The 12,692-nt window shown below is 61.1% G+C and carries 8 protein-coding genes; 4 read left to right on the forward strand and 4 right to left on the reverse strand.

Annotated elements, in window-relative coordinates; translation table 11 throughout:
* The first annotated feature begins 82 nt into the window (after nt 1–82).
* From Q8R10_RS01375 to Q8R10_RS01390, 4 genes are all read left to right on the forward strand, one after another.
* Entirely contained in the window at nt 83–1,171 is a 1,089-nt protein-coding gene (locus Q8R10_RS01375; protein WP_305650323.1) for an asparaginase, read from the forward strand.
* A gap of 140 nt (nt 1,172–1,311) precedes the next feature.
* Nucleotides 1,312–3,225, forward strand: a complete 1,914-nt coding sequence (locus tag Q8R10_RS01380; RefSeq protein ID WP_305650325.1) for an ATP-binding protein — start codon at nt 1,312–1,314, stop codon at nt 3,223–3,225.
* Nucleotides 3,218–4,543: a sigma-54 dependent transcriptional regulator gene (locus Q8R10_RS01385; protein ID WP_305650327.1), complete on the forward strand. Its 1,326-nt coding sequence runs from the start codon at nt 3,218–3,220 to the stop codon at nt 4,541–4,543. The genes Q8R10_RS01380 and Q8R10_RS01385 overlap by 8 nt, the downstream gene beginning before the upstream one ends.
* 142 nt (nt 4,544–4,685) lie before the next feature.
* A complete protein-coding gene (locus Q8R10_RS01390) occupies nt 4,686–7,910 on the forward strand; it encodes a DUF1631 family protein (RefSeq protein ID WP_305650329.1) in 3,225 nt (1,074 codons plus the stop codon).
* A 231-nt stretch (nt 7,911–8,141) separates the two neighbouring features.
* Here the strand turns inward: Q8R10_RS01390 and Q8R10_RS01395 are convergent, their stop codons facing one another.
* The 4 genes from Q8R10_RS01395 to dnaX all read right to left on the reverse strand — a co-directional run bounded on the left by Q8R10_RS01395 (nt 8,142) and on the right by dnaX (nt 12,607).
* Nucleotides 8,142–9,290 (reverse strand): acyl-CoA dehydrogenase family protein, encoded by a 1,149-nt coding sequence (locus tag Q8R10_RS01395; protein WP_305650331.1) that lies wholly within the window; start codon nt 9,288–9,290, stop codon nt 8,142–8,144.
* Between the two features lie 125 nt (nt 9,291–9,415).
* A complete protein-coding gene (gene recR / locus Q8R10_RS01400) occupies nt 9,416–10,015 on the reverse strand; it encodes a recombination mediator RecR (RefSeq protein ID WP_305650333.1) in 600 nt (199 codons plus the stop codon).
* 199 nt (nt 10,016–10,214) lie between these two features.
* Nucleotides 10,215–10,541 (reverse strand): YbaB/EbfC family nucleoid-associated protein, encoded by a 327-nt coding sequence (locus Q8R10_RS01405; protein WP_305650335.1) that lies wholly within the window; start codon nt 10,539–10,541, stop codon nt 10,215–10,217.
* A 17-nt stretch (nt 10,542–10,558) separates the two neighbouring features.
* A complete protein-coding gene (dnaX, locus tag Q8R10_RS01410) occupies nt 10,559–12,607 on the reverse strand; it encodes a DNA polymerase III subunit gamma/tau (RefSeq protein WP_305650338.1) in 2,049 nt (682 codons plus the stop codon).
* Nucleotides 12,608–12,692 lie beyond the last annotated feature (85 nt).

Below are 12,692 nucleotides of genomic sequence, written 5' to 3' on the forward strand. Positions count from 1 at the left end.
TAGTTTTCACACAGTCTGTAAGACGTGCGTCGGCACTTAACAACGTCTCCAGCCAATAACAACAACCGAGAGAGAAACCTGCATGAACAACCTTTTACAACCCTTCGCCCCCGCAGCCCTGGCCCTGCTTCTGCTGCTCCCGCTAGGCGCCCAAGCCACGGAAGCCGAACCTGCCGCCAAGCTGGCCAATGTGGTGATACTCGCCACCGGCGGCACCATTGCCGGCGCCGGTGCCAGCGCAGCCAACAGTGCCACCTATACCGCGGCCAAAGTGCCGGTTGAGCAATTGCTGGCCAGCGTGCCGCAGCTGAGTAATCTGGCCAATGTGCGCGGCGAACAGGTGATGCAGATCGCCTCGGAAAGCATCAGCAACGACAACCTGCTGCAACTGGGCAAACGCGTCGCCGAACTGGCCGCAAGCCCAGAGGTCGATGGCATCGTCATCACCCACGGCACCGACACCCTGGAAGAAACCGCTTTTTTTCTGACCCTGGTGGAACACACCGAAAAACCCATAGTGGTGGTCGGCTCGATGCGTCCGGGTACCGCGATGTCTGCCGATGGCATGCTCAACCTGTATAACGCCGTCGCCGTCGCCAGCGACCCCAGCGCGCGCGGTAAGGGCGTGCTGGTAACCATGAATGACGAGATCCAATCCGGCCGTGACGTGAGCAAGTCGGTGAACATCAAGACCGAAGCCTTCAAGAGCCCCTGGGGTCCGCTGGGCATGGTCGTAGAAGGCAAGAGCTACTGGTTCCGCCTGCCGGTCAAGCGTCACACCATGAACTCCGAGTTCGACATTAAAAACATCCGCAGCCTGCCCCGCGTGGACATCGCCTACGGCTATGGCAATGTCGACGACACTGCCTACAAAGCCTTCGGCCAAGCCGGCGCCAAAGCCATTATCCAAGCCGGCACCGGCAACGGTTCGGTGGCCGCCCGGGTGGTACCGAGCCTGCAAGAGCTGCGCAAAGATGGCGTGCACATCATTCGCTCATCCCACGTCAACCAGGGTGGTTTCGTCTTGCGTAACGCCGAACAGCCAGACGACAAGTACGACTGGGTCGTGGCCCACGACCTCAACCCACAGAAAGCCCGCATCCTCGCCGAAGTCGCGCTGACCAGCACTCAGGACAGCAAGGAACTGCAGCGGATTTTCTGGGAGTACTAAGCCAAAGCTGGCGGCGGGCGTAGGCTCGCCGCCGTTCTTATCTATCCCCGGTCAACGCCCATGCCTCAATCAACCACACCCACCACTGCCTTTCGGCCATGCTTAGCGGGTAATTTCACGGCGAAACTGGTCGGCCGGCGATGATTGTGCTGCAATCGGCCTCCCGCGACACTCGCGCCCTACAGCCCCTGCTGACCGTGAAGCCTCGTCAAATCCGCCGCCTGCTACTGCCCTTGCCGATCATTGCGCTGATGCTGGTCTGTGGCTACAGCGCCTATTACCTCAGCAACCAGATCGGCATCCGTGCCCTGACCGAGAGCGGTGAACGCCAACTTGGCTTGCACACCCGCGCCCTGGAAAGCGAAATCAGCACCCACACCTATCTGCCCAGCCTGCTGGAGTTGGAGTCCAGCGTCAGCAGGCTGCTGCTAAGCCCCAGCGAGCCACGCCGGCTTAGGGTCAATCGCTACCTGGAAGGCCTCAACCGCCGTAGCGGCAGCCGCGCCATTTATGTTCTCGACCTTAGCGGCCGCGTGCTGGCCACCAGCAATTGGCGCGACGCCGACAGCTTCCAAGGCGAAGACCTGGCCTTTCGCGCCTACTTCCAGGATGCCCGCGCAGGCAAGCCCGGACGCTTCTATGGGATTGGCATCACCACCGGTGAGGCCGGTTATTACCTGGCCCACGGCCTGCGCCAGCACGACAAGATCATCGGTGTGGCGGTGGTCAAGGTGCGCCTGCAAGCATTGGAAGAACGCTGGGAGCAGGCGCGCCTGCAGGCCTATGTCAGCGATGAGAACGGCATCATCATTCTCTCCAGCGACCCGGCCAACCGGCTCAAAGCCATCCACCCATTGAGCGCCGAGACCCGCACCAAGCTGGCCAGCAGCCTGCAGTATCACTGGTCGACCCTGGACGAGCTCAAACCCATAACCCGCCAGACGCTGGGCCCCAACACCGAGTTGCTGACCCTGGCCGCCAGCAGCGCCCAGGGCGCCGTGGCGGAACCCAGCAGCTACTTGGCGCAAACCCGCCAGCTGAACGATTCGCGCTGGAGCTTCACCCTGCTCTCACCGCTGCAAGATGTGCGTCGCCAAGCCATCAGCCATGGTGTTCTGGCGGCGGTGGCGTTCGCCCTGCTGGCGTTTCTGCTGATTGCCTGGAACGAGCGGCGCAAGGTGATCGCCACTCGCCTGGCCGCCCGTGAAGCCCTGGAACAGGCGAATAATCAGCTGGAGCGCAAGATTGCCGAGCGCACCCGCTCCCTGCGCGCCAGCAACGACCGGCTCAAGGCGCAAATCCGCGAACGCAGGCTTGCCGAAGAGACCCTGCGCAAGGCCCAGGACAGCCTGGTGCAAGCCGGCAAGCTGGCGGTGATCGGCCAACTGTCCACCAGCATCGCCCACGAGCTCAACCAGCCGCTGGCAGCCTTGCGCACCCTGTCGGGCAACACCGTGCGCTTTCTGCAGCGCGGCGCGCTGGACACGGTCACCAGCAATCTGGCCACCATCAATCAGCTGGTCGACCGCATGGGCCGCATCACCGCCAGCCTGCGGGCCTTTGCTCGGCGCTCCGATGACAGCGGCCAGGCGCAACTGCACAAGGCTATGGACGCCGCCTTGTTCCTACTGCACCCGCGCCTGCAAGAGACGCCGCTGCAAATCCACCGGGCCTACAGTGATGCGCATTTGGCCATCGACCAGACGCGTCTGGAGCAAATTTTGGTCAACTTGATCGTCAATGCCCTGGACGCCATGCGCGCGCAGAACCAGCGCCAACTCTGGCTGGATGGCCAAGTCGACGGCGAGCACTACCGGTTGCAAATTCGCGACAACGGCCCAGGCATTCCGCCGGCCCTGCGCAAGCACCTGTTCGAGCCGTTTTTTACCACCAAACCCGGCGAGCAAGGCCTGGGCTTGGGCCTTACCCTGTCCGCCAGCCTGGCCGTGGCCGCCGCCGGCAGCCTTTCGGTACTACATCCACAGGCTGGCGGTACCGCTTTCGAACTGTGCCTGCCACTGGTTCCCCACGCCGAGACCCATCTCCATGAATGACCCCCTCAGCGTCCTGATCGTCGAAGACGACCCCCATGTCCTGCTCGGCTGCCAGCAAGCCCTAAGCCTGGAGGACATTCCCAGCATCGGCGTCGGTACAGCCGAGGAAGCCCTGTTACAGGTGGGCGACAACTTTGCCGGCATCGTCATCAGCGACATTCGCCTGCCCGGCATCGACGGTTTGCAATTGCTCTCGCAGCTCAAGGCCCGTGACCGCAGTCTGCCCGTGGTGCTGATTACCGGCCACGGCGACATCTCCATGGCCGTGGCCGCCATGCGTGACGGCGCCTACGACTTTATGGAGAAACCCTTCTCGCCCGAGCGCTTGGTCGACGTCACCCGCCGCGCCCTGGAGCAGCGCCGACTGGCCCGGGAAGTCTGCGCCTTACGCCGCCAATTAGCCGGCACCCAGGCCCTGGAGGAACGCCTGCTGGGCCGCTCGCCGGCCATGCAGGCGCTGCGCGAGCTGATCGCCAACGTCGCCGACACCTCGGCCAATGTGCTGATCGAGGGCGAAACCGGCACCGGCAAAGAGCTGGTGGCGCGCTGCCTGCATGATTTCAGCCGGCGCAAGAGCCAGCAATTTGTCGCCCTCAACTGCGGCGGCCTGCCGGAAAACCTATTTGAAAGCGAGATTTTCGGCCACGAGGCCCATGCCTTTACCGGCGCCAGCAAGCGCCGGATCGGCAAAATCGAACACGCCAACGGCGGCAGTTTGTTTCTCGACGAAATCGAGAGCATGCCCCTCAACCTGCAGATTAAGTTGCTGCGGGTGTTGCAGGAACACAGCCTCGAACGCCTCGGCTCGAACCAGAGCGTGGCGGTGGATTGCCGGGTGATCGCCGCCACCAAGGCGGATCTGGACGAACTGGGCAAGGCCGGGCAGTTTCGCAGCGACCTGTACTATCGCCTCAACGTGGTGACCCTGGAACTGCCGCCGCTGCGCGAGCGCCGCGAGGATATACCGCTGCTGTTCGAGCATTTCTCCCAGCAAGCCGCGCTGCGCTTTGACCGCGCTGCCTCCGAACTCGACCGGCAAAGCCTGGCCAGCCTGCAAGCCCATGACTGGCCGGGCAACGTGCGCGAACTGCGCAACGTCGCCGAACGCTACGCCCTCGGCCTGCCGCTGTTTAAAAAATCGGCCCAAACCCATGAAAATAGCGGCCTGGCCTTTGTTGAAGCGGTCGAGGCGTTTGAAAAAGCCTTACTCAGCGCCGCACTGGAGCGCCATCACGGCAACCTAAGCCAGGCCAGCCAAGCCCTGGGCATGGCCAAGACCACCTTATTCGACAAGGTAAAAAAATACGCCCTGCAATAACCACCGCAGCCAGGCCGTGTTATGGGTCATAAGCGCCAGCACTGCGCACAAGAGATACACGCAAGTCGCCGGCAAGCGCAAAAGTGTCGTCTATAGTTCAGGTGCGGTCGCCGCGACAGTGCGCACGCTGGAGGAAGAATGGATGAACACACAGCCGCGCATTGCCGTCATAAATGCCCTGTGTCAGGTGGTGGCTACGCATTTATCACCCTGTTTGGCGAGCCTGCTGGATGCCAGCACCCAAGCGTTGCAAGTGCAGCGCATCCGCGCCAACAACAATAGAGAAGAACAAGCCTACACAGACTTTATTAGTCTGTGCGTCAGCCAGCGCGAGCGCATCATTGCCCAGACCGAAGCACTTATTTGCGCACGTCTGAACAATGCCCGCCCGCAGGTAACGGCGCCGTCCAGCGCCGAGGAATGGAATCTGGTCGGCGATGCCGAGGTCGATGAATTACTCGACACCCGCCGCCTGGTGCGTCAATTGCGCGACCCCCTAGGGGCGCTGGAGTGGCGCAACTGCGCCAGGCTCAATAGCCTCAACGATGCACCCAGCAAAGATGCCGACAACCCACTGTCGCTGGAGTTTCTGCTGCGCGCCGTCCAGGCGCAACTGCCACTGCGCCAGCAATCGGCAACCCTACGGGAAGTCTTTTACGCCAGCGCCGGCAAAGAGCTGAGCTGCGTATTGCTGGTTTACTTCAAGCAAATCGATGCGCTGTTTAAGCAGTTTCAGATTGAACCGCCAGCGGCAACCCGTAACGACTCCAACGTGCATGCCATCGGCGGGCCGCGGCAACAGGCCACCCCAGCCCACGGCGCGGCACCCTATCAGGCGATTCAACAGCTACGTGCGGTTGAGTCCAACGCCCTGGTCAATGCCACCGGCCAGGCGGCGGTGGATAAACCGGCGCTGCAACAGGCCATCGCCACCTTGCAGGCGCAAACAGCGGCGCAGCAACAAGTGTGGGCCCCAGAGCATTTTGTTGAACAACTGCACCAAGCCGGCGCGCACTTATCGCCGCGCCAGTACGATGACGCCGGCCTGGTGGCCCAGTTGTTTCAGTATCTCGAGCAACAGACCATGATTGCCAGCGGGATCAAGCCGGCGCTGCGCCGGCTCATGGCCCCGGTCGCCCAAGCCGCGATCCTCGAGCCAGCGGCATTTTCCGATCCGGCGCATCCGGTGCGCGCCACCTTGGACAAGTTGATGCGCCTGTGCGATTTTTCTGAACCGCCCAATCCGGCATTAGAGCAACGCATTGAGCAGCTGATCGACGGCATCGTCAGCGATTACCGTGGTAACAGCGAGGTGTTCAGCCGCTGCGATCAACAACTCGAGCAACTGCTGGCGCTACAGCAGCGCGCTTACAGCAACAACGCCGATCGCGTCATGCAGTATCACCGTGGCCGCGACAAGCTGGAGATAGCCCGTGAGCAGGTCAGTCGCGAACTGGCGCAGTTGTTTGGCGCCCAAGCACCGAAAGTCCTGCTTGACTGGCTCGACGCCGGCTGGCGCGAACTGCTGGTGCATGAGCTAATCCGCCAGGGCGAGCACGGCAGCGAATGGCAGGATGATTTCGCCGTGATCGGCCAACTCAATGCCTGGCTGCAAGCCGAGCATGAGGGTACCGCCAATCACATCGAGCGCGATTTTGAAGTCGAGCATGTGCTGGAGCTGTTGCGCAAACGCACCGAAAGCCTGCTGCCAGGGCAGTATCGACACACTCCGATATTGAAACAATTATTGCTGCAGCTGCGCGGCGAGCAACCGGTTGAGATGCTTGCCCTGGCGCCGTTGCCGCAAGCCTTGGCGCCAGTCAACCTGGATCCGACCCAACAACGCTGGCGCGAACGGGTGCAACAGCTGGTCGCCGGCGACTGGCTGATGACCGACAAAGGTCAGCATCTGCAGTTAATCTGGGCCAATGCAGCCACCGAGCATTACGTGTTGGCCGACCGCCAAGGTCACGAAGCCGGCACCCTTACCGCTCAAGAACTCATGCAACATCTGGCCAGCGGCTGGATAGGCGCGCCAGCGCCGGATACTCAGGGAGTCATCCAGGAACAGCTGGAGGCCATAGTCGGCAAGCTTTACCGCGACATTGCCCATGTGCGCAGCCATGACGAACTCACCGGGCTGTTAAATAGACGCAGCTTTGAGGCGACTGTGGCGCAAATACTGGCTGACTCCGGCAACTATGCCTTTATTTATGCGCACATCGACCAATTCAGCCTGCTCAACTCCAGTTGCGGGCACTTGGCCGGCGACAGTTACCTTAAACAGGTTGGCGCGTTACTGAGCGCGCAAATGCCCAAAAACGCCATTGTGGCGCGTATCGGCGGCGCCGATTTTGCCGTCGCCCTGCCACAGATCAACGGTGGTCAGGCCTACGAACTCGCGGAAGGTCTGCGCGCCAGCATCGAGACCAATGCCTTTGACTGGCAAGGCCATTCCCACGGCGTCAGCATGAGCCTGGGTTTGGTGCTCACCAGTGAACGCCATGATGTGATGAATGTTTTTTGCGATTTGCAGATGGCCTGCAACGCCGCCAAGGAAGCCGGGCGCAATCGCGTGCACATCTATGAAGAGGACGTCGACGGCGCCGGCACCGGCCTGATGGCCATTGCCGGGCGGGTGGACGGCATAGTCGAACGCGGCGAACTCAGCCTGCGCTTGCAGCAAATCGCCCCGGCGCAACTCGAACATGACCAACTGCCCCATTACGAAGTGCTGCTGGTGATGCAGAACGACCTCAATCTGCTGGATTTTATCTCCGCGGCCGAGCGCTATAACCGCATGACCAAAGTCGACCGTTGGGTGCTCAAACGGATATTCAGCGATCTGGCCCAGCATCCAAACTTCTGGGAGCATGCCAGCGGTGTATCGATCAACCTCTCGGGCAGTAGCCTGAATGACGACAAACTGTTGGGTTTTATCGAAGCGCTGTTCGAGCAATACCCACTGCCCGCAGAGAAAATCTGCTTCGAACTGACCGAAACCACGGCAGTCGCCAACTTGACCAAAACCGCCGACTTTGTCCGGCACCTGCAAAAATTCGGCTGCACCTTCTCGATCGACGATTTCGGTACCGGTTTTTCGTCCTACGAATACCTCAAACGTTTACCGATGGATTTCGTCAAGATCGACGGCGGCTTCGTCAAAGAAATCGAGCGTTCGCCCAGCGATCTGGCAATGGTCAAGTCGATCAACGAGATAGCCCATGTCCTAGGGCGTAAAACCATTGCCGAGTACGTGGAAACAAACAGCATTCGCCAGCAACTGGCCGAGATGGGCATCGACTATGTACAGGGCTACGGTGTCGAACGGCCGCGGCCGCTCAGCGAGCTTTTGGCGTTGTGCTAAAGGGTTTGTATAGGACGCTATTTCGTAGGGTGGGTTAGTGGCGCAGAGCAGGGTCAGAACATCAACTGCGGAGTGTGTGCGCCACGTAACCCACCGAGCAGTGATCGGCCTGCCCCATCTGGTGGGTTACGGCGCAACTGACTATGCATCAACAGATAGCCCGTGGTCATGCGCCTAACTTACCGCGCCCCAGGCATCGCTTGGCCGGCCCACACAAACAAACCAGGGCCGTTACAAGCCCATCTGTTTGCTGATGATCTCGTTCATGATCTCCCGCGAACCGCCACCAATCGACAGAATGCGGTTATCGCGATACAGCCGCTCCACCAAGCTCTCGCGCATAAAGCCCATGCCACCGAGGATTTGCGTGGCGTCATAGGTGATGCGGTCGGACACGTCGGTGGCAAAGTTCTTCGCCATGGAGATTTCTTTGATCACGCTCTTGCCGGCGGACATCTTCGCCGCCTGGCGGTAGGTGAACTCGCGGGAGACTTCCAACTGCGTTGCCATCTCGGCCAACCGATGCTTGAGCACCTGGAACTTGCCAATCGGCTTGCCAAAAGCTTCGCGCGCGCGGGCCCACTTCAGCGCTTCCTCCAGCGCCAACTGGGAGGTCATGTTGGCCATGATCGCCAAGGACAAACGCTCACTCTGAAAGTTTGCCATGATCCCGGCAAAGCCCATGTTCTCGACGCCGATCAGGTTGTCGACCGGCACCCGGCAGTCATCGAAGAACAGTTCTGCGGTGTCCGAGGCCCACCAGCCCATCTTCTGCAGTGAGCGGCCAACGGTGAAGCCCGGTGTGCCCTTCTCGATCAACAGCAAGCTGACGCCGCCAAACCCTTCGCCGCCGGTGCGCACCGCCACGGTGTAATAGTCCGCGCGCACGCCACTGGTGATAAAGGTTTTGCTGCCACTCACGCGGTAATAATCGCCATCGCGCAGCGCGCGGGTTTTGAGGCTGGCCACATCCGAGCCACCGGACGGTTCGGTCACCGCCAGGGCCATAATCTTCTCGCCACTGAGCACCTGCGGCACGATGCGCTCACGCAGCGCCGGCTTGGCCCACTTGACCACGGGCGGCAAGCCGATATCCAGCGACCCCAAACCCGCGACCAACCCGCCGGAGCCGCAGCGCATCAGCTCTTCGCTGACCGCAACCTTGGCAAACAGATCACCTGCATAGCTGCCACCGAACTCTTCCGGGTAACCGATGCCGAGAATCCCGGCGGCGCCGGCCTTGGCATACAGCTCGCGGGGAAAGCTTTCCGCCTCCTCCCATTCGGCCACATGCGGCAGGATTTCCCGCTCGACAAAACGCCGTACCGAATCACGCAGCAACTGATGATCAGGGTTGAAATATTCTTGATAGGCAGACATGGGGAGACTCCAGCCGAGGTGGAGAAACCTTACCAAGCGCTTGCTTGGTGTTCAAGACACTATTAGCGCCATCACTCAAGCCATTTATGCCGACTAAAAGCTAGCCTGCCTGGATCAGCAGCGGCTTATTCGCCCATCGGCCGACGCCCGGCCAGGGCATGGGCCAAGGTGCCGCCATCGATCAACTCCAGCTCGCTGCCCAAGGGCACGCCATGGGCAATGCGCGTGAGTGACAGGCCAAAGCCGGCGAGCATCTGGGCGATGTAGTGCGCGGTGGCTTCGCCCTCGACGGTCGGATTTGTCGCCAGAATGATCTCGCTGAAGCTGCTGGCCTGAATGCGCGCCAGTAACTCAGGAATACCAATGGCTTCAGGCCCCAAACCGTCCAGCGGTGACAGATGGCCCTTGAGCACAAAGTAACGCCCGCGATAGCCGGTTTGCTCGACGGCAAACACCTCCAGCGGCCCTTCGACCACACAGAGCACCCCATCATCACGGCGCGGATCGGCGCACTGCGGGCACAGCGCGTCTTCACAAAGCGTGCGGCACCGCTGGCAGTGACCAACCCCCTCCATCGCCGCAGTCAGCGCCTGCGCCAGCCGCATACCGCCATGCCGATCACGCTCCAACAGCTGCAGCGCCATACGCTGCGCGGTCTTCTGCCCGACACCGGGGAGGATGCGCAGTGAGTCGATCAGTTGGCGGATCAGCGGGCTGAAGCTCATGGGGAACCTTGGACAGTGGGGAGTGGGCAGTGGGGAGTTAAGCGGCGCTGCTTTCCCAGGCTAAACCGCAACAGGGGCGATCAGACGGTGTGCAGTACAAGGCGCAAGCAGGCGTGGGCACCGGAGTTTACTGGCTGTAAATGAGGATGCCCGCGCCTGCTTGCAACGCAGTAATGTGCGCTGGCTGGACGCCCAATAGTTAGAAGGGCATTTTGAAGCCGGGGGGGAGCTGCATACCGGAAGTCACGCCAGACATCTTGTCTTGGCTATTGGCCTCGATCTTACGCACCGCATCGTTCACTGCGGCGGCGATCAGGTCTTCGAGCACTTCTTTGTCTTCCTGCATCAGGCTGTCGTCCAGGCTGATGCGCTTGACGTCGTGCCGACCGGTCATGACCACACTAACCAGACCGGCACCGGATTGCCCGGTGACTTCGGCGTTGGCCAACTCTTCCTGCATCTTCTGCATTTTTTCTTGCATCTGCTGGGCCTGTTTCATCAGACCGGCCATGCCGCCTTTCATCATGGGATCACCTCAAGTAGTTAGGAATTGGTTAAAGCGTCTACCGGTTCAATACTGTCCGCACGCACCATTGCGCCAAACTGTTGAAGCATTTGTTGCACCAACGGATCGGCATGAATGGACGCTACGGCGCGGCTTTGCCGCTCGATACGCTTGCGCGCCGCCGCTTGTGCCGGGGTTTCCTGCTCGGGCTTGCACAGCTGAATATCCAGCGTCAGTGGGCGCCCATAAAACTGGCTGAGTGCATCGTTCACCCGCTGCTGCTGAGTGCTGTTAAATAGCGCGCCCTGAGCCGGGTCCAAGTGCAACGACCAGTGATCGCCCTCCACCGCCACCAGGCTGCAGTTGCCGGCGATACTGCCAGTCAAACCGCTGAGACCCAATTGTGGGAATAACTCTAACCATTGCGCTGCCAAGCCGGTGGCCGGCATGGCCGCAGGCAAGACTTGCGCGGCCAGCTCGACTGGCTCGCTCACATCATCCGGTAGCGCCTCGAGGTAGGCGTAGGCGACATCGGTATCGATGACGTCATCTTCGGCATCCTCATCCTCGGACTCATCGTTGTCATCATCGCGTGCTGCCGGCAGTGACGCTGCAACTGGAGCGGCCACTTGAACGGCAGCCGGCACTTCGGCCGCGGCCATAATGGCCTGATAAGTTGCGAGCGGCTCAGCGGCACTGGCCGCCAGCGTTGCAACAACTAGCTCATTCCACGGCAAATCAATTTCGACCACTGCCACTGGTGCGGGCTCGACCGGCAAAGGCGCCGCCACGGCCACAGGCTCAACCGGCAGCAGCGCAACGGGCTGAACCTCAGCAACCACTACCGGCGCAGGCGCTGACAACACTGGCGCCGCGGCGACTACAGGAACTTGCGGCGACGCTGCGGGCAAAACGGCGACGGCCACTGAGTTGGGTTGGGGATCAGCGCTGGCCGGGCTGATCCCCAAGGGCTTTAGCGCAACCTGGGGCGGTGGGCCGCTGCCTGCCGGGCGAAACGCCAACATGCGCAGCAGCACCATCTCAAAACCGCTGCGTGGCTCTGGAGCCAGCGGCAGGTCGCGCCGACCAATCAGGCCCATCTGGTAGTAAAACTGTACGTCTTCGGCCGGCAACGCCTGGGCCAGTGCCAGCACCCGATCACGGTCGCCCTGACCGTTATCCACCGCCTCCGGCAAGGCTTGGGCGATGGCCACGCGGTGCAGCACATTGAGAATTTCGGCCAACACGCCGACCCAGTCCGGGCCCTGCTCGGCCAAATGACGCACGGCTTCGATCAGCCCGCGCGCGTCGCCTTCCAGCAACGCCTGCAACACGCCATAGACCTGGCCATGGTCGAGAGTACCGAGCATCGCGCGCACATCGGCGGCCAGCACCTTGCCCTCACCAAAGGCAATCGCCTGATCGGTCAGGCTCATGGCGTCGCGCATCGAGCCATCGGCGGCGCGCCCCAGCAGCCACAACGCATCGACCTCAAACGGCACCTGCTCAACGCCCAGCACATGGGTCAAGTGCTCAACCACCCGCTCCGGCGGCATGTTCTTCAGCGAAAACTGCAGGCAGCGCGACAGAATGGTCACCGGCAGCTTTTGCGGATCGGTGGTGGCCAGCAAGAATTTGACGTGGGGCGGCGGCTCTTCAAGGGTTTTCAGCAAGGCATTGAAGGAGTGCGACGACAGCATGTGCACTTCGTCGATCAGATAAACCTTGAAGCGCCCACGGCTCGGGGCGTACTGCACGTTATCAAGCAACTCACGGGTGTCTTCGACCTTGGTGCGGCTGGCGGCATCGACTTCAATCAGATCGATAAAGCGCCCTTCATCGATCTCTTTACAGATCGAACAAACCCCACAGGGCGTCGAGCTTATGCCGGTCTCACAATTCAGGCACTTAGCAATGATCCGCGCGATGGTGGTTTTGCCGACCCCGCGCGTACCGGTAAACAGGTATGCATGGTGCAGCCGCTGACTGTCGAGCGCATTGATCAGAGCTTTGAGCACATGGGTCTGGCCGACCATTTCGCGGAACGAGCGCGGACGCCATTTGCGTGCAAGAACCTGATAACTCATTGAAATCCATCGCGACTGGAGCTGAAGAGGGCTAATCCTAGCGGAGCATGGGGCAAATTGCACCCGTTCTCCCAGCCAGCAAAGG

Source organism: Pseudomonas sp., assembly GCF_030698175.1.
In the GTDB taxonomy this organism is placed as follows: domain Bacteria; phylum Pseudomonadota; class Gammaproteobacteria; order Pseudomonadales; family Pseudomonadaceae; genus Aquipseudomonas.